General features: G+C 64.9%; 27 protein-coding genes. 12 read left to right on the forward strand and 15 right to left on the reverse strand.

Annotation, left to right across the window (positions count from 1 at the left end):
- Positions 1-4: 4 nt before the first annotated feature.
- Complete coding sequence (locus AOT83_RS25425; RefSeq protein WP_030096747.1) at positions 5-559, reverse strand: CGNR zinc finger domain-containing protein; 555 nt, start codon at positions 557-559, stop codon at positions 5-7.
- A 72-nt stretch (positions 560-631) separates the two neighbouring features.
- Here AOT83_RS25425 and AOT83_RS25430 point away from each other — a divergent pair, with 72 nt between their 5' ends.
- The 5 genes from AOT83_RS25430 (at position 632) to AOT83_RS25450 (ending at position 4,779) form a co-directional block, all read left to right on the forward strand.
- Positions 632-1,684 (forward strand): EamA family transporter, encoded by a 1,053-nt coding sequence (locus tag AOT83_RS25430; protein WP_030096746.1) that lies wholly within the window; start codon positions 632-634, stop codon positions 1,682-1,684.
- A 1-nt stretch (position 1,685) separates the two neighbouring features.
- Entirely contained in the window at positions 1,686-2,336 is a 651-nt protein-coding gene (locus AOT83_RS25435; protein ID WP_057966422.1) for a cutinase family protein, read from the forward strand.
- 10 nt (positions 2,337-2,346) lie between these two features.
- Positions 2,347-3,336, forward strand: coding sequence for an alpha/beta hydrolase (locus AOT83_RS25440; protein ID WP_057966423.1), 990 nt, complete (start codon positions 2,347-2,349; stop codon positions 3,334-3,336).
- 132 nt (positions 3,337-3,468) lie between these two features.
- Positions 3,469-4,020 (forward strand): cutinase family protein, encoded by a 552-nt coding sequence (locus tag AOT83_RS25445; protein WP_030096743.1) that lies wholly within the window; start codon positions 3,469-3,471, stop codon positions 4,018-4,020.
- A 42-nt stretch (positions 4,021-4,062) separates the two neighbouring features.
- On the forward strand, positions 4,063-4,779 hold the full coding sequence (locus tag AOT83_RS25450) for a cutinase family protein (protein ID WP_057966424.1): 717 nt from the start codon (positions 4,063-4,065) through the stop codon (positions 4,777-4,779).
- Here AOT83_RS25450 and truA read toward each other — a convergent pair whose 3' ends face one another.
- The 9 genes from truA to AOT83_RS25490 all read right to left on the reverse strand — a co-directional run bounded on the left by truA (position 4,780) and on the right by AOT83_RS25490 (position 10,858).
- Positions 4,780-5,664, reverse strand: coding sequence for a tRNA pseudouridine(38-40) synthase TruA (truA, locus tag AOT83_RS25455; RefSeq protein ID WP_057966425.1), 885 nt, complete (start codon positions 5,662-5,664; stop codon positions 4,780-4,782).
- Positions 5,665-5,667: 3 nt separating this feature from the next.
- Entirely contained in the window at positions 5,668-6,234 is a 567-nt protein-coding gene (gene rplQ, locus AOT83_RS25460; protein ID WP_030096740.1) for a 50S ribosomal protein L17, read from the reverse strand.
- A 60-nt stretch (positions 6,235-6,294) separates the two neighbouring features.
- Complete coding sequence (locus AOT83_RS25465) at positions 6,295-7,347, reverse strand: DNA-directed RNA polymerase subunit alpha (protein WP_030096739.1); 1,053 nt, start codon at positions 7,345-7,347, stop codon at positions 6,295-6,297.
- A 74-nt stretch (positions 7,348-7,421) separates the two neighbouring features.
- On the reverse strand, positions 7,422-8,027 hold the full coding sequence (rpsD, locus tag AOT83_RS25470; protein ID WP_030096738.1) for a 30S ribosomal protein S4: 606 nt from the start codon (positions 8,025-8,027) through the stop codon (positions 7,422-7,424).
- A 15-nt stretch (positions 8,028-8,042) separates the two neighbouring features.
- Positions 8,043-8,462, reverse strand: coding sequence for a 30S ribosomal protein S11 (rpsK, locus tag AOT83_RS25475; protein ID WP_030096737.1), 420 nt, complete (start codon positions 8,460-8,462; stop codon positions 8,043-8,045).
- Between the two features lie 5 nt (positions 8,463-8,467).
- Positions 8,468-8,842 (reverse strand): 30S ribosomal protein S13, encoded by a 375-nt coding sequence (gene rpsM, locus AOT83_RS25480; protein ID WP_030096736.1) that lies wholly within the window; start codon positions 8,840-8,842, stop codon positions 8,468-8,470.
- Positions 8,843-9,011: 169 nt separating this feature from the next.
- Positions 9,012-9,125 carry a 50S ribosomal protein L36 gene (gene rpmJ, locus AOT83_RS27155; RefSeq protein WP_003886927.1) on the reverse strand — a complete coding sequence of 38 codons (114 nt, stop codon included), beginning with the start codon at positions 9,123-9,125 and terminating at the stop codon, positions 9,012-9,014.
- A gap of 22 nt (positions 9,126-9,147) precedes the next feature.
- Positions 9,148-9,369: a translation initiation factor IF-1 gene (gene infA / locus AOT83_RS27160; protein ID WP_003418601.1), complete on the reverse strand. Its 222-nt coding sequence runs from the start codon at positions 9,367-9,369 to the stop codon at positions 9,148-9,150.
- 205 nt (positions 9,370-9,574) lie between these two features.
- Positions 9,575-10,858 (reverse strand): NAD(P)/FAD-dependent oxidoreductase, encoded by a 1,284-nt coding sequence (locus tag AOT83_RS25490; protein ID WP_057966433.1) that lies wholly within the window; start codon positions 10,856-10,858, stop codon positions 9,575-9,577.
- A 130-nt stretch (positions 10,859-10,988) separates the two neighbouring features.
- Between AOT83_RS25490 and AOT83_RS25495 the strand changes: the two genes are divergently transcribed.
- From AOT83_RS25495 to AOT83_RS25520, 6 genes are read left to right on the forward strand one after another with little or no spacing between them, the layout of a single operon-like run.
- A complete protein-coding gene (locus tag AOT83_RS25495) occupies positions 10,989-11,513 on the forward strand; it encodes a hypothetical protein (RefSeq protein WP_057966434.1) in 525 nt (174 codons plus the stop codon).
- Positions 11,510-13,054, forward strand: a complete 1,545-nt coding sequence (locus tag AOT83_RS25500) for a flotillin family protein (protein WP_057966426.1) — start codon at positions 11,510-11,512, stop codon at positions 13,052-13,054. Before AOT83_RS25495 ends, AOT83_RS25500 begins: the two co-directional genes overlap by 4 nt.
- Before the next feature lie 29 nt (positions 13,055-13,083).
- Positions 13,084-13,908 carry an LLM class F420-dependent oxidoreductase gene (locus tag AOT83_RS25505; RefSeq protein WP_057966427.1) on the forward strand — a complete coding sequence of 275 codons (825 nt, stop codon included), beginning with the start codon at positions 13,084-13,086 and terminating at the stop codon, positions 13,906-13,908.
- 20 nt (positions 13,909-13,928) lie between these two features.
- Positions 13,929-14,924, forward strand: a complete 996-nt coding sequence (rfbB, locus tag AOT83_RS25510; RefSeq protein WP_057966428.1) for a dTDP-glucose 4,6-dehydratase — start codon at positions 13,929-13,931, stop codon at positions 14,922-14,924.
- A gap of 1 nt (position 14,925) precedes the next feature.
- Positions 14,926-15,543: a dTDP-4-dehydrorhamnose 3,5-epimerase gene (rfbC, locus tag AOT83_RS25515; protein WP_057966429.1), complete on the forward strand. Its 618-nt coding sequence runs from the start codon at positions 14,926-14,928 to the stop codon at positions 15,541-15,543.
- Between the two features lie 45 nt (positions 15,544-15,588).
- On the forward strand, positions 15,589-16,467 hold the full coding sequence (locus tag AOT83_RS25520; RefSeq protein ID WP_057966430.1) for a DUF4190 domain-containing protein: 879 nt from the start codon (positions 15,589-15,591) through the stop codon (positions 16,465-16,467).
- On the opposite strand, the gene map is transcribed toward AOT83_RS25520, so the two are convergent.
- The 5 genes from map to AOT83_RS25545 form a co-directional block, all read right to left on the reverse strand.
- On the reverse strand, positions 16,468-17,262 hold the full coding sequence (gene map / locus AOT83_RS25525; RefSeq protein ID WP_030096728.1) for a type I methionyl aminopeptidase: 795 nt from the start codon (positions 17,260-17,262) through the stop codon (positions 16,468-16,470).
- A gap of 24 nt (positions 17,263-17,286) precedes the next feature.
- Positions 17,287-17,832: an adenylate kinase gene (locus tag AOT83_RS25530; RefSeq protein ID WP_030096727.1), complete on the reverse strand. Its 546-nt coding sequence runs from the start codon at positions 17,830-17,832 to the stop codon at positions 17,287-17,289.
- Entirely contained in the window at positions 17,829-19,157 is a 1,329-nt protein-coding gene (secY, locus tag AOT83_RS25535; protein WP_030096726.1) for a preprotein translocase subunit SecY, read from the reverse strand. The genes AOT83_RS25530 and secY overlap by 4 nt, the downstream gene beginning before the upstream one ends.
- A gap of 129 nt (positions 19,158-19,286) precedes the next feature.
- Complete coding sequence (locus AOT83_RS25540; protein WP_057966431.1) at positions 19,287-20,543, reverse strand: haloacid dehalogenase-like hydrolase; 1,257 nt, start codon at positions 20,541-20,543, stop codon at positions 19,287-19,289.
- Positions 20,544-20,548: 5 nt separating this feature from the next.
- Positions 20,549-21,415, reverse strand: coding sequence for a hypothetical protein (locus AOT83_RS25545; RefSeq protein WP_057966435.1), 867 nt, complete (start codon positions 21,413-21,415; stop codon positions 20,549-20,551).
- A gap of 162 nt (positions 21,416-21,577) precedes the next feature.
- On the opposite strand from AOT83_RS25545, the gene AOT83_RS25550 reads away from it, so the two are divergent.
- Positions 21,578-22,495, forward strand: a complete 918-nt coding sequence (locus tag AOT83_RS25550; protein WP_057966432.1) for a class I SAM-dependent methyltransferase — start codon at positions 21,578-21,580, stop codon at positions 22,493-22,495.
- Positions 22,496-22,587: the final 92 nt, after the last annotated feature.

Below are 22,587 nucleotides of genomic sequence, written 5' to 3' on the forward strand. Positions count from 1 at the left end.
GGCTTCAGGGCTCGTCGCGCATGCGCTCCCGGTAGGCGGCCACATGCTGCCGGTTACCGCAGTTTCCGGTGTCACAGAACATCCTGGATCTGTTGCGCGACAGGTCGATCAGGACGGCATCACAATCCGGGGCGGCACAGGTCTTCAAACGCCGCTGTTCGCCGGTGCGCACCAGGTCCGCGAACACCATGGCGGTCTCGGCACCGAGGCGGTCCGCGAGCGGCGCGTCGCTGGCCGCCATGTGCAGGTGCCAATCGGGTTCCTCGACATGCCGGGTGAGCCACGGCGAGGCGTGAGTATCGGCCAGCAACGCGTTGACCTGCCGAACCACGTATTCCTCGTCGTTGATATGCGCCCAGATATCGCCCAATCGGGTCCGTAGCGTCTTCACGGCCTGCAGCTCGGCCTCATCGCCGTCACGCCTGCCGGTCCAGCCGTACCGATCCAACAGCGGCGGCAGGGCGTCCGGATCAGGGAGCAGTTCCCGATCGTTGCGGGCGGTGTTGATCAGCTCAGCCGCAGATTTCAGCCCCTGCTCCGTGTCATGAGTGAAAAGCATTTGACACCTGACATCCTTCACTTATACCGTCATGACCGTATTCGATTTTACTCATGACACGCGGGAGGTGCGGTGAACGACAGGGCGACTTTCCGGGCGGGCGTGGTCCTCGCCCTCGCCTCAGCCGCCACCTTCGGATTTTCCGGCCCCTTCGCCAAGTCACTCATGGCGGCAGGCTGGTCTCTGACAGCCGTCGTCACCGCGCGCCTGGCCACTGGCGCCGCGGTCATGGTCGTGGCCGCCTGCATCGCGGCACCCGGATGGTTCTCCGAAGCCAGGCGACACACCAAAGTCGTTGTACTGTACGGGATCATTCCCGTGGCGGGTGCCCAGTTCTGCTACTTCGGCGCCGTCCGGCACATGTCGGTCGGCGTGGCGATGCTCCTGGAGTTCCTGAGCCCCATCCTGGTTATCGCCTGGACCTGGCTGTCCACCCGGCACCGTCCACACACCCGGGTACTTGCCGGCGCGGCCCTCGCGCTAGTTGGAATGCTGTTGGTACTCAACATCTTCAGCGGATCCCGCGTAGAGCCGGTGGGGGTGCTGTGGGGATTGGGCGCGGCGGTATGCGCTGCGTACTACTTCATCTCGTCACACCGCGCGGGCGGCAAGGCGCAAGGGCTGCAACCGATCACGCTGACCACCAGCGGGCTACTCGTCGGCACCATCGCGGTCGGCGGCTTCGGGCTCACCGGGATCATGCCGATGACCTTTTCCACTCAGGATGTGCAGGTCGCGGGCTGGCATGCACCGGTCTACGTGCCCATCCTCATTCTCGGAGTGGTCACCACCGCGATCGCCTATCTCACCGGCATCGCCGCCATCGCCCGACTCAAGCCAAGCTATGCGTCGTTGATCGCGCTCACCGAAGTACTGTGCGCGGTGATCGCGGGGTGGGTGCTGCTCGGGGAAACCATCGCACCCATCCAGTACGTGGGCGCCGCGGTCATTCTCGCGGGTCTGGTTCTGGCACATCAGGGCGCGGATACCTCGGCGGATGCCGAATCCAGCGCAGCCGGGCTCTCGGCTTCTTTACCTGCGGGATTGAAATCACATGGCAGTGACAGCGAATTATCCGTAACCTCAGTGTGTGACGCTACAGCCGAATCCACGCCCAGCCAGTAAGTTGTTCACCGCCGCCGCACGCGCGGCGGTTGTTTCGGTTGCGGCAATCATGATGACCACGGGTCTCGCGGTCATCCTCCCCACCACCGCTTCGGCGGCCTGTCCCAACGTCGAGGTTTCCTTCGCCCGCGGGCGTTCCCAGCCGCCAGGCGTCGGAAACATCGGCGACGGATTCATCAGCGCGCTGCGCAACCGCGTCAAAGACGTTGGTGTGTACGCGGTCCGGTACGACGCCAACACTGACGTCAGCGGCGGAGCGAACGACCTGAGTGCCCACCTGCAATCGGTGGCCAACTCATGCCCCAACACCAAGCTGGTGGTGGGCGGTTACTCCCTCGGCGCCGGTGTCGTCGACACCGCGCTGGGTTTCCAGGGTCCCGTTTCGATCGGGGACTTCTTCAACTTCACCAATCCGGTTCCCCCGGAGGTCGGTGACCGCATTCGGGCGATCGTCACCTTCGGCAACATCGTCAACCGCTTCGCCCCGATCCAGAACCTCGCGGGCGCCTACTCCGATCGCGTCCTTGACCTGTGCAATGACGGCGACCCGGTCTGCATGGCGGGCGACAACGAGAGCTGGAAGTCCCACACCACATACCCGCCGGCACTCTTTGCGCAGGCTGCGGACTTCGCTGCCGCCCGGGTGAACTAGCCTCGCCTGGGTGACTGTTTCCCAGATCACCCACCGTCAGCTGCCGGTCAATGGAATCGACATGCACGTCGCCGAACAGGGCGAAGGCCCGGCGGTTGTTCTGTGCCATGGCTTTCCCGGGCTTTGGTACACCTGGCGCCACCAGCTGGCCGCGCTGTCTGCAGCCGGATATCGGGCCATCGCGCCGGATATGCGCGGATATGGACGCACCACGGCGCCGCGGGACGTAACCGCCTATAACCGCAGCACCACGGTCAACGACCTCGTCGGCTTGTTGGACGCGCTGGATCTGCACGATGCGGTGTTTTCCGGACACGATTTCGGGGCACATCTGGTGTGGGACATGCCCGCCTGGGCGGGGGATCGAGTTCGCGCACTGATCCAGCTGTCGGTACCGCGCACCCGGCGACTCCCGGTAACACCGAGCGTTGGATTCAATTACCTTGCCTCTCAGCACTTCACACATCTGGAGTACTTCCAGGAGCCGGGCGTGGCAGAGTCCGAGCTGGATGCGCAGCCAAAGACATTCCTGGCCACACTGTTCCACGCTCTCAGCGGGGCAAATCGCTATCTGGATTGTTGGGACCACCCGGCACGCGTGGGCGACAAACGTAACGGCTACCTAGATGTCCTTCCGAGTCCCCCTCCCCTGCCATGGAATTGGCTTTCCGAGCAGGATCTCGACTACTACGCGGCCGAATTCACGCACACGGGATTCACTGGTGGCCTCAACTGGTACCGGGCCGAGGATCTGGTGTGGTCCCAGAATGAGCACCTGCACGACAGACCCATCGGCGTACCGGTGACCTTCATCGCCGGATCGGCTGATCCGGTCCTGGAAATGCTCGGCCGCGACCCCATGACGGCTATGGCCGATCTCGTTCCCGGTTTGCGGTCGGTGCTGATCGTCGAGGGGGCCGGACACTTCGTGCAGATGGAGCGGCCTGACGCGGTCAACACCGCGATGATTGAGTTCCTGGGGTCGCTTCCGCCCAGGTGACATGGCCCATACCGCACCGATATGACAACTAGATTGACTTACCCGTAGCATTCCCGTGTGACGACGTACAGTGCTGTTTCACCTGCAATCGCGCACGTCCGCCGGTGGGGATTCCCGCTCGCCGCTCTGCTCATGTTCATCAGCCTGGTGACCATCTCGCAGCCGGTGACCGCGACCGCCGACCCGTGCGCCGCCGTGGACGTCTCCTTCGCTCGCGGCCGTGATGAGCCGCCCGGCCTCGGCCGCGTGGGTCAGGCATTCGTTGACGCCCTCGGCCCCAAGGTCGGCAGCATGAACGTCTACCCCGTCAACTACAGCGCCGGACTGCTCTCCACCGGAGAAGGTGCCGATGACCTGCGCGCACACCTCAGCGACGTCGCATCATCCTGCCCGAACACCAAGCTGGTGATCGGCGGATACTCCATGGGCGCGACCGTCGTGGACGACGTCGCCAACAACCCGCCGCCGGACGTCGCTGGCCGGATCAGGGGAATCGCGACCTTCGGAAACATCGACCGGCGCGGCGGTGGCATGACCGGCCCCCTCGCCGGACGGTGGATCGATCAGTGCAATCCCGGCGACCCGGTCTGCCAGGAGGGCGGCCGCTCGTGGACCGCGCACCAGACCTACGAGCAGACAAATCTGCCCGCTCAGGCTGCGTCTTTCGTGGCGGGCAAGCTCTAGAGAAAAGGCACACAAGACCTCGCTGACCCGTAGCATCGTGGTGTGACCACGCATCAGCGGGGCACGAGGGTCGGCGTTGTCCTGAGTTATCTTGTCGCCCTGACGGTGTTCGCGCTGTCGGCGGCGAATGTTGTCGGGCTTGTCTATGCGGTGCCTCACGCGTCGGCAGATCCGTGTTCGGACGTAGACGTCTCATTTGCACGGGGTCGCAAGGAGCCAGTCGGGTTGGGCCGCGTGGGCGGTGAGTTCGTGGACTCCCTGACCCCGCGCATCGAGGCGACCGGGGCCAGCATGAACGTCTACCCCGTCAACTACGACGCCGGCATCTTTTCGGCCGGCGGCGGGGCCAATGATCTGAGCAATCACCTGCAAGCTGTGGCAGCCAGTTGCCCCCGGACCAAGCTCGTCATCGGCGGGTACTCGATGGGTGCGGAGGTAATCGACACGATCATCGGTGTTCCGAACGTGGGCATCGGGTTCAACCGCCCCCTACCTCCCGCAGTAGGTGACCGCATCGCGGCTATCGCGACGTTCGGCAACGCCACCCACCGTACGGGCGGCCCGCTGAGCGGTATCGCCGGCGTATTCGGCTCGCGGGCAATCGATCTCTGCAATCAAGGAGACCCGATCTGCATGGCCGGTCCCAACAACAGCTGGGACGCCCACACCTCGTATGAACGCACCGGACTTCCCGCTGAGGCCGCGGCGTTCGTTGCCTCAAAACTCAACCGCCACGGCGAAGCCGAGCCCAGCGAGTAGTCAATCCTTCCGGACTCGAACATCACGCGTGATCAACACGCGAGCCGCCATCTCGTCGTCGGGCGGATAGTCCACACCGACCAGTGTCAGACCACGCGCCGGTGCAGCCGCGAAATCGCTTGAACGCCTTTCCTTCTTGAGCAGGTCCGCGCACCACTGCGCCGGCCGTCTACCCTCCCCCACTACCAGCACGGCACCCACCAACGACCGCACCATCGACCAGCAGAACGCGTCGGCGCTCACGTGCGCGGACACCTGATGTCCATTGACCGTCCAGTCGAACCGCTGCAATTCACGTATCGTTGTGGCGCCGTCACGATGGCGGCAGAAGGCCGCGAAATCATTCAGCCCCAATAGTTTCTGCGAAGCCTCGGCCATCGCCCCGACGTCCAGCGGGCGGTGCCATCCGACGACATCGTGCCGCTCTAGAGGCAGCACTCCGAACGGCGCCGTGGAGAACCGGTATTCGTAGTGCCGCCGCAGGGCCGAGAACCGCGCGTCGAAATGCTCGGGGGCACGCCGTATATCGAGCACGCGCACGTCTTTGGGCAGGAAACGCGACAGCCGCCGGATCAGCCTGCCGAACTCAGGCGCATCCGCGGAGCGGGATCTACCGAGGATTTCTGGGAGCCGAGCATGCGGGATGTCGAGATGCGCTACCTGGCCCGTGGCATGTACGCCCGCGTCGGTGCGCCCGGCGGCGTACAGCGAGACCGGCTCGCCCACGATCGTCGTGAATGCCTCACCCAGCACCCCGGCGACCGTACGTTGGTTGACTTGAGTGGCCCATCCCGCGAAATCGGTTCCGTCATAGGCAATATCGAGCCGTAAACGAACCAGCCCGCCACCGTCTCCGGTAGCGGGCTGGTTCTCAGGTGTGACCAAAGGTCATTCCTTCTTGTCTGCGTCCTCGGCCTCGGGAGCCTCAGCCGTGTCGGCTGCGGCATCCGCCGCGCCTTCCGCCTCGGCAGCCGCATCGTCTGCAGTGTCGGTCTCGACCTCGACGACATCCTCAGCAGGAGTCTCCTCGACCTTGGCCTCTTCGGCCTTCTTGGTCGAAGCGACCCGGCGAGCGCGGTCGGCCTCAGAGGTAACCGTCTTCTCCTTCACCAGCTCGATGACCGCCATGGGCGCGTTGTCGCCCTTACGGTTCTCGACCTTGATGATGCGGGTGTAGCCACCATTGCGATCGGCGTAGAACGGACCGATCTCCTCGAAAAGGGCGTGGATGACGTCCTTGTCGCGGATCTTCTTGAGCACCTCGCGCCGGTTGTGCAGACCACCCTTCTTGGCGTGGGTGATCAGCTTCTCGGCGTAGGGCCGCAGCACGCGGGCCTTGGTCTCGGTGGTCTTGATCCGGCCGTGCTCGAACAGCGCGGTGGCCAGGTTGGCCAGCAGCGCCTTCTGGTGCGAAGACGACCCGCCGAGACGGGCACCCTTGGTGGGCTTTGGCATTGCGACTATCTCCTATTCGGGGCCGGCCCCCGTATCAGGTAGGACCGGGACGGATTGTGTTTAGAGCTGTTCGGTTTCGGCGAAGTCCTGATCGCCATCGAAGTCGTACGAACCGGTGTCCGACCATGTGCCGGTGGCAACGTCGTATCCGGCGACCTCGGACGGATCGAAGCTGGTCGGGCTGTCCTTGAGCGACAGGCCGAGCTGATGCAGCTTGATCTTCACCTCGTCGATGGACTTCTGACCGAAGTTGCGGATGTCCAGCAGATCCGACTCGGTGCGGGCAACCAGCTCGCCGACGGTGTGCACACCCTCGCGCTTGAGGCAGTTGTACGACCGGACGGTCAGGTCCAGGTCCTCGATGGGCAGCGCGAACGAAGCGATGTGGTCTGCCTCGGCCGGCGACGGCCCGATCTCGATGCCCTCGGCCTCGACGTTGAGTTCACGTGCCAGACCGAACAGCTCAACCAGCGTCTTGCCGGCCGAGGCCAGGGCGTCACGCGGGGTGATCGAGTTCTTGGTCTCGACATCCAGCACCAGCTTGTCGAAGTCAGTGCGCTGCTCGACGCGGGTGGCGTCGACGTTGTACGTGACCTTGAGCACCGGCGAGTAGATGGAATCGACGGGGATACGACCGATCTCGGCACCCGAGGCCTTGTTCTGCACGGCCGGGACGTAGCCGCGACCGCGCTCGACGACGAGCTCGATCTCCAGCTTGCCCTTGTCGTTCAGGGTCGCGATGTGCATGTCGGGGTTGTGCACGGTCACGCCGGCGGGCGGAACGATGTCACCGGCGGTGACGGCACCCGGTCCCTGCTTGCGCAGGTACATGGTGACCGGCTCGTCCTCCTCCGAGGACACCACGAGGCTCTTGAGGTTGAGGATGATGTCGGTGACGTCTTCCTTCACCCCGGGAACGGTGGTGAACTCGTGCAGCACGCCGTCGATGCGGATGCTGGTGACGGCCGCGCCCGGGATGGACGACAGCAGGGTGCGCCGCAGCGAGTTGCCCAGGGTGTAGCCGAATCCGGGCTCCAGGGGCTCGATGACGAAGCGCGACCGGTTCTCGGCCAGCGTCTCCTCGGACAGGGTGGGTCGCTGAGAAATCAGCATTCTTTTCTATCTCCTTCTCGGCACCCGCTATTTGATGCCGGTCAGTGGGCCTGTAGCAGGATCGCTACCGGCGATTACTTCGAGTAGAACTCGACGATCAGCTGCTCGGTGAGCGGCACGTCGATCTGCGCGCGCTCGGGGAGCTGGTGCACCAGGATGCGCTGGCGCTCGCCGACAACCTGCAGCCAGCCCGGGATGGGCCGCTCGCCGGCGGTCTCGCGTGCAACCTCGAACGGCAAGGTGTTCAGCGACTTTTCCTTGACGTCGATGATGTCGTACTGCGACACCCGGTAGCTGGGCACGTCGACCTTCACGTTGTTGACCGTGAAGTGACCGTGCGAGACCAGCTGACGCGCCTGACGGCGAGTCCGGGCCAGGCCAGCGCGGTACACGACGTTGTCGAGACGGCTTTCCAGGATCTGCAGCAGCTGCTCACCGGTCTTGCCGGAGGACCGCACGGCCTCGGCGTAGTAACGGCGGAACTGCTTCTCCATGACGCCGTAGGTGAAGCGGGCCTTCTGCTTCTCCTGCAGCTGCTGGCGGTATTCGCTCTCCTTGATCCGCGCGCGGCCGTGCTGGCCGGGAGGGTAAGGACGCTTCTCGTACGCGCTGGAGCCACCGACGAGGTCGACGCCCAGACGACGGGACTTGCGAGTGACGGGTCCGGTATAACGAGCCATTAGTTCAAGCCTCCCTTAGACCCGGCGCCGCTTGGGCGGACGGCAACCGTTGTGCGGCTGCGGAGTGACATCGGAAATCGCGCCCACTTCGAGGCCGGCGGCCTGCAGCGAGCGGATGGCGGTCTCGCGGCCGGAGCCGGGACCCTTGACGAACACGTCGACCTTCTTGACGCCGTGCTCCTGCGCCTTGCGGGCAGCGTTCTCGGCAGCCAGCTGCGCGGCGAACGGAGTCGACTTACGCGAGCCCTTGAAGCCGACGTGGCCCGAGGACGCCCACGCGATCACGTTGCCCTGCGGGTCGGTGATCGAAACGATGGTGTTGTTGAACGTGCTCTTGATGTGCGCGGCGCCGAGGGGAATGTTCTTCTTTTCCCGGCGGCGGGTCTTCTGCGCCTTCTTGGGGCCGGAGCCGGCGCCCTTCTTCGGTGGTGCCATCGGGGTTACCTAGCCTTCTTCTTGCCGGCGATGGTGCGCTTCGGGCCCTTGCGGGTGCGCGCATTGGTCTTGGTCCGCTGACCGCGCACCGGCAGGCCGCGACGGTGGCGCAGGCCCTGGTAGCAGCCGATCTCGATCTTGCGGCGGATGTCGGCCTGCACCTCGCGGCGCAGGTCACCCTCCACCTTGAGAGAGGCTTCGATGTATTCACGCAGCTGCGTCACCTGATCATCGGTCAGGTCTTTGCTGCGCTGCTCGGGGCTGATGCCCGTGGCGGCCAGGATCTCCTTGGAGCGGGTCCGGCCAATGCCATAGATATAGGTGAGCGCGATTTCCATACGCTTATCGCGCGGTAGGTCGACGCCTACTAGACGTGCCATGCGGCAGTTCCTCTTTCATTCAACGAAGGTCTGTTCCCAGTCCGTCCCCTCTAGGTTGGGGCCCCGGCCTCCGTTCCGGGGGTGTCTGTCCGGCGTACCCGGTCAGTGGTTCTGGGAGGTCTTCATTCAGTTATGTAGCTGGTCAGCTAGGTCCTTGCGGACGTTCTGACTAGCCTTGCCTCTGCTTGTGGCGGGGGTCCTGGCAGATCACCATGACGCGCCCGTGCCGGCGAATGACGCGGCACTTGTCGCAGATCGGCTTGACGCTCGGGTTGACCTTCACGTTCCCAATCCTGTTCTTGTCGTTACTTGTACCGGTAAACGATCCGACCGCGGGACAGGTCATAGGGAGACAACTCCACTACCACTCTGTCCTCAGGCAGGATGCGGATGTAGTGCTGCCGCATCTTGCCGCTGATGTGGGCAAGTACCTTGTGTCCGTTCTCCAGCTCAATGCGAAACATCGCATTGGGCAGGGGTTCGACCACCCGGCCCTCGACCTCGATGGCTCCGTCTTTCTTAGCCATATCCTCCGCGATTCTTATTGCCTGCTCCGGCTATCGCCGGCATGACACGGCAACACTCACCGACCTCGAACGTGAGCCGGTGACAGGAAAATCCAGGACAGGGCACGCAGACAGTCGGCACGTAAGCCGCACCGTTGGTCAAGGATACCCGCGTAACGCCCCCAAACCAAACCGGCGAACGGGCCGTCAGAACCGCCCGGGGGTCTTACGACCAGGTGACTCCCGACCTGCTGATATGCGGAATCGCCGTGGGTCGCACCAGACCCGCCGTCAGCCAAGCGCCGGCGATCCAGATATGGGGTGCGGATTTGGCGGCCATCGTCCGCCTGGCCCGCATCGATACGTCCGAACCATCCAGGACTCGCTGCGCCCGCACGGACAGTATCCGGTTACGCACACCCGAGCGTCGCCGCTCGCGAGCGCTGCGGTTGATCGCCAGCCAGGCGGCGGCGAGATCGCTGGGCTCCCCCAGCGCCTCCGCAATGGCCTCGGCGGCCGCGGCAGCGTCGGCCACTCCCGAGTTGAGACTGCGGCCCCCCAGCGGGGCGAACTGATGGGCGGCCTCACCCGCGAGCAGCACCCGACGGTTCACGTCGGTGTAGCTGCTGGCCACGCCCTGCACGGTCTGATGCACCTCGACCGATCTGATGTGGTCGGCGTACCAGGTATCACCGGTGAGCGCCGTGACCCAGGAACGCACCAGTTCGGTCGACGGCGTGGCCTCATCGTGGGGCAGGAACTGAACGTCAAGGCGCAGACCGTCCGGGTAGGGCAGCCGGATGGCGTGACGTCCGCCCAGATCGGGATGGTGGTACTGGATCTGCACCGGCAGATCGAGCGTGACACCGTCCGGGTGCGGTTCGACGTCGATCACCGCAGAAGGGGGCGACGGCGGGCGCTCGGACATGCCGATGCCCAGCGCCTGCCGAATGGCCGACCTAGAACCGTCGGCGGCGATGACGTAGCTCGCGCGCAGCCGATCGCCGCTGGAAAGCGTCAACCGAGCGCCGGTGTGGTCGGTGCTGATGTCGGTGACGGCAATCCCGCAGTGGTACTCCACGCCCAAATTCAGCGCCTCGGCCAGGCTCTCTTCTTCAATGGTGCGCTGCGACAAGCTCATTCCCCATGCCGCGGGGTTCCACGGACCGGGCATCCGCGAGGGGGCATACGAGGACATGACGAACACCGGGCGGCCCTGGTAGAAGGTCTGGACGCCATGGACCGCGAGCGCGGACCGGCGCAGACGGGCACCCAACTCGGGTGCCACCCGGTCGTATCGCCGCAATGTCGAGTGTCCGACGAACGTCGCACAGTTCCGGTGGCGCTGGCGATCTTTCGAGCCGGCCGCCTCCAGCACAACAACGCGAATTCCCCGGCGCGCCAAAAGCGTGGCAGCCAGCAACCCCACGGGACCGCCGCCGACGATCACGACGGCGTCATCGGTGATGTCCCGATGCGCGTCCGTCGACACTGCCGCGAGGTGAGCCACCCACTGACGGTACCGCGCCAGGGCACGCGAGCGCCTGTTCAGCCCGGCAACACATAGCCAGCGGGGCGGATACGTGGTACCTATGTCGGTAGTGGCGAACATCGCCGTCGGCAACGGGGAGGGGGGTCGAGTGGACGGTCTGACAGTCGGATATCTGGCGGCCTTCGTGGTCGGTGGAGTCGCCGTGCTCTCGGCTCTGCTGCTTACCGACATCGGCCATGGCGACGGGATGCCGTTTCTGAGCCTGACCTCGGTCTCCGCCGCCCTGACCGGCGCGGGCGCCGGTGGATTCATCGGCTCGGCCCTGGGCATCGCAACGCTGCCGACAGCAATCATCGCAGCCGTGTGCGCGGTTGCGCTGGTGTCGATCCTGCAACTTTTCTTGACGTACCTGCGGCGCCAGCAGGCGAACTCGCATTCGGGGCGCGCGTCCTATATCGGACGGCTCGGCACCATCACCCTGGAGGTGCCATCCGGCGGCGGCTGGGGCGAAGTCGCGTTCACCGATGCCGATGGCAACCGGGTGCGCTCGCGCGCGATCACCGACGAGCCCGACGGACTGGCCAAGAACGCCGCGGTCTACATCGCTGACGTGGACCACGAATACCTGCACGTCGTTGGCATTCCAAACCAAACCTGTAAGGACCCCGCATGAGCTCACTTCTGATCATCGTCATCATCGCCATCGCGGCGCTGGTGCTCTTCGTAGCGCTGCCGCTGGTCTACGTGCGCAACTACGTCAAGGTGCCGCCGAATGAGGTCGCGGTGTTCACGGGCCGTGGCCAGCCCAAGGTGGTGCGCGGTGGCGCGCGGTTCAAGATGCCCGGCATCGAGCGGGTGGACATCATGTCGCTCGAACCGTTCAACGTGAACATCAACCTGCAGAATGCGTTGTCCAACAACGGTGTTCCCGTTAACGTCGAGGCCGTCGGGCTGGTGCGCATCGGTTCCAACGACGAGGCAGTGCAGACCGCGGTGCAACGCTTCCTGACCTCCGACCTCTCGGAGTTGCAGCGCCAGATCAACGAGATCCTGGCCGGTAGCCTGCGCGGCATCACCGCCACCATGACCGTCGAGGACCTGAACTCCAACCGTGACTCGCTGGCACGCAGCGTCGTCGAGGAGGCAGGCGGTGACCTCGCCCGCATCGGCATGGAGGTCGACGTCCTGAAGATCGCGGGCATCTCCGACCGCAACGGGTACCTGGAATCGCTCGGCCAGCGCCGGATCGCCGAGGTCCGCCGCGATGCGACGGTCGGCACCGCCGAAGCCGAACGGGACGCGCAGATCCAATCCGCGCAGGCCCGCCAGGCGGGTGCCATCGCACAGGCCGAAGCCGATACCGCCATCGCCACCGCGACCCAGAAGCGCGATGTGGAACTGGCCCGGCTGCGCGCGCAGACGGAGGCGGAGAACGCTCAGGCGGACCAGGCCGGTCCGCTCGCCCAGGCCCGCGCCGAAAAAGATGTCGGTATCGCCCGCGAGCAGGCGGAGGCCGCGCGTGTGCAGGCCCGTACCGAGGTGGAGCAGCGTCGCACCGAGCAGGCCCAGGCCGCGTTGCAGGCCGACGTCATCGCCCCGGCCGAGGCACGTCGTCAGGCCGATATCGCGATCGCCGAAGGTAGCCGGCAGGCCGCGATCCTGAAGGCGCAGGCCGATGCCGAGGCCGAGCGGCAGAAGGGTTCCGCCGAAGCCGACGCCCGCAAGGCAGCTGCCGACGCCTACCGCATCGAACAGCAGGCGGCCGCCGACGGCACCAAGGCCAAGCTGATCGCCGAAGCCGACGGCACGAAGGCCAAGCTGATCGCTGAGGCCGACGGCGTCAAGGCCAAGCTGTTAGCCGAGGCCGACGGTAAGAAGGAGGTCGCCGCCGCACTCAACGCCTACACGCCAGAGGCCGCCCGGCTGTTGACCTTGCCGGACATCCTGGCGTCGGTGGTGCAGGCGACGGAGGCCGCGTCGAAACCGATCGGCGAGATTGAAAGGCTGTCCATCATCGGGGGCTCCGGTGACGCTCAGGACGCGCTGGGCACTCTTTTCGGGGTGAGTCCGCAGGCAATGGCCAAAGTGATTGAAAGCCTCAAGGTTTCGGGTATCGATGTGCCGGAGCTATTGAACCGCACACAGCAGGCCAAGGAATCCACGCCCGCTGCCCCGGCACCCGCGGCGCACCCGGAAGAATCGGTGGAGGAATAGCGACACCTCCTGCGAAGTTGGGACGCAGCATGGGCGAATCGAACCTCACCAAGTACGGGATATGGAAGGGCGGCCCGGTCACCCCGGAGCAGGCCAAGGCCATCGAGGATCTCGGCTACGGATCGGTGTGGATCGGGGGTGTATTCACCTCGGATCTCGCGTACGTAGAGCCGCTGCTGGAGGCGACCGAGAATCTCACGGTCGCCAGCGGCATCGTGAACATCTGGACCTCTCCCGTCGACGAGATAGCGGCTTCGTTCCACCGGATCGAGGCCGCCTATCCGGGGCGGTTCCTCCTGGGAGTGGGTGCCGGGCATCCGGAGGCCTCGGCCGAGTACCGCAAGCCGTACGACGCCCTTGTCGAGTACCTCGACGGGCTGGATGCCGCGGGCGTACCCAAGCAGCGCCGGGCATTGGCCGCGCTCGGCCCCAAGGTGCTCAGGCTCTCGGCCGATCGCGCCGCGGGCGCACACCCCTATCTGACGACGCCCGAGCACACCCGGGAAGCCCGGCAGATCATCGGCCCGGACGCACTGCTCATTCCCGAGCACAAGGTGGTGCTCAGCACCGACGCCCAGAGCGCACGCGAGATCGGCCGCCGCACCGTCGACTTCTATCTTCAGTTGAGCAACTACGTAAACAACTGGAAGAGACTTGGTTTCAGCGACGAGGACGTCACCTCGCCGGGAAGTGACGCCTTCATCGACGCCGTAGTGGCGCACGGAACGGCCGAGGAAATCGCCGCACGATTGCACGAACACCTCGACGCCGGCGCGAACCAGGTACTCATTCAGGTCCTGGGCGATAAGGGGCTGGTCGACACATTGACCTCGTTGGCGGACACGCTTCGGTAATCCCCCACTAGGGTTAGTGCATGCGAATCTTGGTGACCGGCGGCGCCGGTTTCATCGGAGCCAACTTCGTACATGCGACCGTCCGTGAGCGCCCCGATGTCTCGGTGACCGTTCTCGACGCGCTGACTTACGCCGGTACCCGCGAGTCGTTGACTCCGGTCACCGCGTCGGTCGAGCTGGTACAGGGCGATATCTGCGATGCCGAGACAGTGGATCGACTGGTCTCCGCCCACGATGTGGTGGTGCATTTCGCCGCAGAGACGCACAACGACAACTCGCTCGCGGACCCGTCACCGTTCTTGCACAGCAACATCATTGGCACCTACACATTGCTGGAAGCAGTGCGCCGCCATGATGTGCGGCTGCACCACATCTCCACCGACGAGGTGTTCGGCGATCTCGAGCTCGATGACCCGAATCGGTTCACCGACACCACTCCATACAACCCGTCGAGCCCGTACTCGGCGACCAAGGCCTCAGCGGATCTGCTGGTGCGCGCCTGGATGAGATCCTTTGGAGTGCGCGCGACGATCTCCAACTGTTCCAACAACTACGGGCCGTATCAGCATGTGGAGAAGTTCATTCCACGGCAGATCACCAACATCCTGACGGGCCGCCGTCCGCGCCTATACGGGGCCGGGGCGAACGTCCGGGACTGGATCCACGTCGATGATCACAACAGTGCGGTGTGGCGCATCATCGAGGACGGCGCCATCGGACGCACCTATCTCATCGGGGCTGACGGAGAACGGGACAACCTGTCGGTGTTGCGCACCATTCTGGAACTCATGGGCAAGTCGCCGGACGACTTCGATCACGTCGCCGACCGCGCGGGCCACGACCTGCGTTACGCCATTGATCCCACCCCGCTGCGAGATGAATTGGGCTGGACGCCAAAACATCTCGACTTCACCAGCGGGCTGGCCGAGACAATCTCGTGGTATCAGGACAACGAGGATTGGTGGCGTCCCATCAAGGATGGTGTGGAAGCCCGCTACGCGAAACAGGGGCAGTGACGTGCAGATTCGTGAGTTATCGGTGCCCGGCGCCTTCGAGATCACTCCGGTACAGCATCACGACAGCCGTGGAGTGTTCCTCGAATTGTTCAAGGGCGCAGCGCTTGCCGAGGCCATCGGCCACCCGTTCGATCTACAGCAGGCCAACTGCTCGGTATCGGCGGCCGGTTCGCTGCGCGGGATCCACTTCGCCGACGTGCCACCCGGGCAAGCCAAATACGTCACCTGCCTGACCGGCTCCGTATATGACGTAGTGGTCGATATCCGTATTGGTTCACCGACATTCGGCGCGTGGGACGCTGTGCTGCTCGACCCTCGAGACCGCCGGGCGGTCTACGTGCCCGAGGGTGTCGGCCACGGGTTCCTCGCTCTCGAGGACGCCTCGACGGTGGTCTACCTGTGCTCCGCCGGGTATGCCCCGGGCCGCGAACATGGCATCAATCCGCTGGATCCCACGATCGCGATCCAATGGCCGACCAGCCGACCCGACGGCACCGAGCTTTCGCTAGTTGTCTCCGAAAAGGACAGTGCTGCACCATCATTAATCGATGCCCAGGAGTCAGGTCTGCTTCCTGTCGCATCCGAGGTGCAGGCCTTCCTGGCGAACCTTTCCGGCTGATCGGCGAATCTTCCCACGCCACCGCGTGTTTGCTAAAGTCCGTACATGACGCAACCGCCTTCGGGGCCGCCGCCCTCGGATCCCGGGCCACCGGAGTTTCCGCCGTATCCGACTCCGACAGGCCCCGGGTACCCGCCGGTCGGGCCACCCCCAACGGGCGGATATCCACCCGTTCCCCCGGCAGGGCCTGCGGGTGCCGAGCCTTATCCGCCCTATCCCCCGGCGAACCCGGCGGGTGGGTACCCACCGCCACCTCCGGGATACCCATCGGCGCCCTACGGTTATCCCGCGGCGGGCGCCTATCCCCCCGTGGAAAGTGCACGGAGCACCAATGGATTTGCCATCACGGCGCTGATCTTCGGCATCATCCCTTGCCTCGGCGGAATCCTGGGCATCATCTTCGGCATCCTGGGCCTGAACCAGATCAAGCGAACCGGTCAGAACGGCCGCGGGTTAGCCATCGCGGGCATTGCGCTCGGCTCCCTGTGGGTGATCGCGTCGATTGTCGTGATCGCGGCGGGCATCAACGACAAGCCCAAGCGTGACGATTCCGGACACGTCACCCAGTCCGGCGATATGGATGTCACCCAATTGCGCGTAGGCGACTGCGTGGCCGATCTGGGCGACAAAGACTTCTACACGACAACCAACGCGATTCCGTGTGCGCAGCCGCACAAGGCAGAGGTGTACGCACTGTTGCCGCTGTCCGGGAGCTCCGTGCCCCCACAGTCCGTACTGGACGAGAAGGGTAATGAGGGCTGCAGCACCGCGCTGGAAAGCTACTCCCCCAGCGCATTCGAGGACGACGGGGTCGAGATCACCTACCTCTACCCGACCAAACGTTCGTGGGCGCAGGGTGACCACTCGATCGCCTGCGTGGCCGTCTTCAGCACGGAGCGCACGGCGTCCATCAAGGGCAAGTAGCTACGGGCGCAGCGTCAGGATGCGGGGGCCGTCCTCGGTGACGGCCACCGTGTGCTCCCAGTGCGCGGCCCGCGATCCGTCGGTGGTGACCACGGTCCAATCGTCGGCCAGCACCCGGGTCTGAGTGGTGCCCAGCGTGAGCATCGGTTCAATGGCGAGCACCGACCCCACCGCGAGGAGTGGACCCTTGCCGGGGGCTCCCTCATTGGGCAGGAACGGGTCAAGATGCATCGAGCGACCGATACCGTGGCCGCCGTAGCCATCCACGATTCCGAATGCCCGGTCGAACTGCTTCTCGGCCGCCCGGGTGCCCAGCTCGATGGCGTGGGACACGTCAGTCAGCCGGTTTCCCGGAATCATCGCCGCGATACCGGCCTCCATGGACAGGCGAGTGGCTTCCGACAGCGCCTCGTCGACAGGGATGACCGTGCCCACCGCAAAGGTCCATGCGGAATCCCCGTGCCAGCCGTCCAGGATCGCGCCACAGTCGATGGAGACCAGGTCACCGTCGGCCAAGACCGCTGTCGCCGAAGGTATTCCGTGGACCACCTGATCATTGACCGAGGAGCAGATCGAGGCTGGGAAGCCGTGATAACCCAGGAACGACGGCACCGCGCCGGCGTCCCGGATCACCGACTCGGCGACCTGATCCAGCTCCAGCGTCGAAATGCCCGGCTTCGCGGCGTCACGCACGGCGACCAATGCGGCCCCCACGATGGCGCCCGCGGCGGCCATGGCATCGAGCTCTCCGGCGGTGCGCTGCTCCACCGTCTTCTTGCGGCCGAAGAGACCCACTAACGACCCACTACCGACTCGCCGCTACCGGCCCAGAGCCTGCGATGTCCGCGCGAACACTTCGTCCACGGTGCCAACGGCATCAATGGTCTGCAGCACGCTCTGGTAGTACTCCAGCAGCGGTGCGGTCTCGGCGCGGTACACGTTGAGCCGGTTGCGGATGATGTCCTCGGTGTCGTCGGCGCGGCCGCGGCCCAGCAGCCGCTGCACCAGCTCTTCCACCGGCACCCGGAACTCCAGCACGGCGTCGATCTTGACCCCGCGAGCCTCTTCCATCGCGGCCAGCGCATCAGCCTGATCCACGGTGCGCGGGAACCCGTCGAGGATGAAGCCGTCGGCGGCGTCGGCCTCGTCGAGGCGCGCTTCGACCATCTTGTTGGTGACCTCGCTGGGCACCAAGTCGCCGGCGTCCAGGTACTGCTTGGCCTGGATCCCCAGCTCGGTGCCTTCGCTGATATTCGACCGGAAAAGGTCTCCGGTGGAGATCTGCGGAATGCCGAACTTCTCCGAAATCAGTTGCGCCTGCGTGCCTTTGCCTGCCCCGGGCGGGCCGAGTAACACCACTCTCACTTCAGGAACCCTTCGTAGTTACGCTGCATCAACTGGCTTTCGATCTGCTTCACGGTATCGAGGCCGACGCCGATCATGATCAGTACCGCAGTTCCACCAAACGGCAGGTTCTGCATACCACCGGAGTTCCCGATCTGCAGGAATAGGTTCGGCAGGATCGCGATGACACCCAGGTAGATCGAGCCCGGCCACGTGATGCGGTTGAGCACGTAGCGCAGGTAGTCAGCGGTCGCACGGCCGGGGCGAATACCGGGGATGAAGCCACCGAACTTGTTCATCTCGTCGGCACGCTCGTCGGGGTTGAAGGTGATCGACACGTAGAAGAACGTGAAGAACACGATCAGCGTGAAGTAGATCGCGATGTACCAGTAGTTGCTGGGATCGGTCAGGTAGGTGCTGACGAATCGATCCCACCAGCCGGTCTTGTCCTTCCCACCGCTGCGCACGAGCTGAGTGATCAGACCCGGGATGTACAGCAGCGAGGAGGCGAAGATGACCGGGATAACACCGGCCTGGTTGACCTTCAGCGGCAAGTAGGTGGAAGTACCGCCGTACATGCGCCGACCGACCATGCGCTTGGCGTACTGGACGGGAATGCGGCGCTGGCCCTGTTCGACGAACACGACACCGACCACGATGAGCAGCGCAGCCACACAGACGGCGGCGAAGGTGACACCACCGCGGCTGTCGAGGATGGTCTTGCCCTCGGCAGGGATCCGGGCCGCGATGCCGGCGAAGATCAGCAGCGACATACCGTTGCCCACTCCGCGTTCGGTGACCATCTCACCGAGCCACATCACCAGGGTGGATCCGGCAGTCATCACCAGAACCATCACGCTCAGCGAGAAGATCGACTGGTCCGAGACGATCTCGTCCTTGCGGTCACAGCCCTGCAGCAGGTTTCCGCTGGCACCGAGCGCGACGATCGAGGTGGACTGCAGCAGCGCCAGCGCGACCGACAGGTAGCGCGTGTACTGCGTCATCTTCGCCTGGCCGGACTGGCCTTCCTTGCGCAGCTGCTCGAACCGGGGAATGACCACGGTGAGCAGCTGAACGATGATGCTGGCGGTGATGTACGGCATGACGCCGACCGCGAAAACCGACAGCTGCAGCAGCGCGCCACCCGAGAAGAGGTTAATCAGCGAGTAGATCTGCGCCGAGTCGCCACTGCTGACCTGTTCGACGCAGTACTTGACGTTGGCGTAGTTCACGCCGGGAGACGGCAGGGTCGCGCCCAGCCGATAAATGATCACGATCCCGATCGTGAAGAGGATCTTCCGCCTCAGGTCAGCTGTCCTGAGAGCAGAGACAAAAGCGGAAAGCACACATCCTCCTGCGCATCCTGCAGCTCGCCATGTGATCTGCTAGATGAATCAGCTGGTGATCCCAGCGTTGGGTAACCGTTTCGGCGGCCGTCAGGGCGCGCCCGGGCCGGATACGAGACTAACAGTTCGCTACATACCGGTGGAGAAGACGGTGTCCTTCTGGTCGGGGATGACGGTGCCATCGGTACGCAGCAGCGGCCCCGTACTGCCATCCGGGTTGGTCCGGCCGTCTGTCGCGCACAGGTACGGCTCCATACGCTGCGGATAGGGGTCGATGAACATCGGATTGATCAACCATTTGCCGTCGGCGTTGTCATAGGCCCGGCACATGAGTTCGGTCTTGTTCCGGTTGATGACGAGGTGGGCGGCGGTGGCGTCGTCGACGAAGGTGACATCGGTGGTCGAGTCGCCTGCGGCAAGAATCTGCCGTTTGTTGACGTCGTAGGGCTCGAAGGCGGCGGGGCCCTGCACACCGAAGACCACCTGGTTGGCCCAGCAGCGTTTGCCGTCGACGTAGGTGATCACCGTGTCGGCACCATCGGGTTGTCCGCCGCACCCCTTGACGTGCGGTGTCTGCCTTCCGTTGGCGTCATAGACGCTGCGCACTCCGATCACCTGATTTGTCGGAATCCCGATTTCCGGTGACCACACCTTGGCCACCACCTCCGAGGACGCCGAGATCACCCAGGTACTGACGCCATGGGCCTGCAAGGTGGCAATGAGGTCCTTGATCTGCGGATAGACCCGCACATACCCCGGCACGGTGGTGGTGCCGATGGTCTGAGTGGCTCCGATCGGGGCATCCAGGTTCTCGCGCTTGGCCGCCTGCGCGAATTGCGCGACCTCGTCGGCGGTGTAGCCGGCCGTCAGTGCGACTGTCCACACGTACGCGCCATTGCTCCAGCGCTGGTTGTATCCGGTGAAGGCTTCCTGTTCGTCATGGGTCTTGCCTTCGCGGATCGCCAGGATCTCGTCGGCGCATGCCGCGTTGGTCGAGGTGGGCAGCGGCCGGCCGGCGGGGGTTGCGGTGCCACATGCCTCACGCAGCGCGGTGGCCGCCACCTCGTTGATGTGACGGCTGGTGGAGTGCCAGTCCCCGGGTTGGCGGATCTTGTCGTGCCGCAGCATCCAGGCCAGGGTCGCATCGGAGATGTCGTTCTTGACTTCGGTGTTGTCCCAGTCGAAGAGCGCGATCGCCTTGGTGGGACGCTTCCAGGTCCCGGTGCAGGTGCTGTTGGCGTCGATCGCGGCCTGTAGCCGTTCCCTGACCTCGCCGTACCAGGGCAAGGTGGGGTCCAGCTGGCGGCATCCCGGCGCCGCGGACGCGGCGGGAGTACCCACATTGCATGCCGCAACAGACAATACGACGGCAGCAATCCACCTCATGGCATTCACCGGCCGAAATTACCACCGCGCGTCCGTGATTCGGGGCTGGTCACCGAACGTTCACCGGTATTTCCCGTGTGGCGAGACCGAATCTGCGCGGCTCGCTGCCAAATGCGTTCTCGCAGTTGTTCGATATCGGCCGGATGCGGCGCCGACAGAACGTCGGCTCGTGCCTGTTTCGCGATGGCGACCTCACGGCGATAGTTCAGGAAGATCTGAATCTCGCCGTCGCGGTCGGCCAGATACTCGTAGTCCGTGTGCCATGGCTCCGTGATGCGCATCAGTTCGGCGTAGGTGGCCCACTGCCGCAATGTCTGCGGCCCGCCCGCCAACACCAGCACTCCACCCATCCGTCCGGCGCTCTCCCACCCGGTCGGTGCCGGCGTGTATGGGTACTCCCGTTGCCCGGCGGGCAGCTGCCGCCACGCCCGGAACTCAGCGGCCCGGCTGTCGAGTCCATGGGTGCGCCAGCGCACGGTTCCGTCGGGCGTGGTCGGCGGCCGCCGACGCAACGCCCTGGCCGCCTGCCGGGTGAGCACGGTCAGATGCGACGGCAGCAGCACAATCGGGTCCGCGGGCTCGGCATCGAACGGATTCGGATCCAGATGCGCCCGGTCGATGAGCACCAGCGTGCCGGGTTGCCGCTGATAGGCCAGCCCCCACAGCAGCCGTGCCAGCGTCTTGGCGCCGGGCTCATCGGATAACACGTGCCAAGTTTCATGAAACCGGTTGGTGGAGAAGCGCACATCGGCCTCGGCGCGCAGCGTGATGATCGTGTAGGACCTTCCGTCGAGCATCACGGAATGCCGGTGCAGCTTCATCACGCTGCCCGGTGTCGCGGCCGCACATGGCCGCACCGCTGTATCGGCCACGTTCACCTCCTGATCTCTCGGCCGCCCACTGTGCCGGAACAGCAAACCCCTCGATCCCGGGCGCACGCAACCGAATTTGCGCAGGCCACGGGCCCGGGGTGCGCAATCCCGGAGCGCGGCGCACTATGGTCGGGGCACCCCGACAACCTCTAAGGAGCCTCGATGACGCGGACCGATGACGACAGCTGGGACCTGGCCTCGAGCGTCGGGGCGACGGCGACGATGGTGGCAGCCCAACGAGCGCTGGCCAGTCGCGTACCCAATGCGCTGATCAACGATCCCTACGCGGAGCCGCTGGTGCGCGCCGTCGGCATCGAGTACTTCGCCAAGCTGGCCTCGGGTGATTTCGACCCCGAGCAGATGGCCGGTTTGGTACAGCTGGGCATCACCGTGGACGGCATGGCCAACGGAATGGCAAGTCGCACCTGGTATTACGACACCGCCTTCGAGTCCGCCACGGCGGCCGGAGTGCGCCAGGCCATCATCCTGGCGTCCGGACTCGACACCCGGGCCTACCGCCTGAATTGGCCGGCGGGCACCACGGTGTACGAGCTCGATCAGCCAGATGTGATCGCGTTCAAGACCGACAACCTGGCAGCACTGGGAGCGTCGCCCAGCGCCGAGCGCCGGACTGTAGCGATCGACCTGCGCGACGACTGGCCATCGGCCTTGAAGGCGGCCGGCTTCGACCCCGGGCAGCCGACGGTGTGGTCTGCCGAGGGACTGCTGATCTACCTGCCGCCGGAGGCACAGGATCGGTTGTTCGCGTCGATCACCGAGCTCAGCGCGCCGGGTAGCCGCCTCGTGTGTGAGCAGGTGCCCGGCCTGGAGACCGCCGATTTTTCCAAGGCACGCGAGCTGACTCGTCAATTTGCCGGAGACACACTGGATCTGGATATGGAATCGCTCGTCTACGCCGAAGAACGTCAAATGGCGGCGGACTGGCTGGCCGAACACGGATGGTCGGTGGTCACCGAGGAGAACGAGGCACTGTACGCACGGCTCAACTTGGAGCCGCCGAACCCATTGCTGCGCACCATATTCCCGAACATCGTGTACGTCGACGCGACGCTGGGCTAGGCCGTGTCTGATAAATGCGGTAGCCAAAGTGTGATGGCCCTTAGGACTGCTCCGCCGCGGTAAACGATGGCGAGTTTGTCGTAGCGGGTGGC

Source organism: Mycobacteroides sp. H001 (genome assembly GCF_001440005.1).
GTDB classification, from domain to species: Bacteria; Actinomycetota; Actinomycetes; order Mycobacteriales; family Mycobacteriaceae; genus Mycobacterium; species Mycobacterium gwanakae.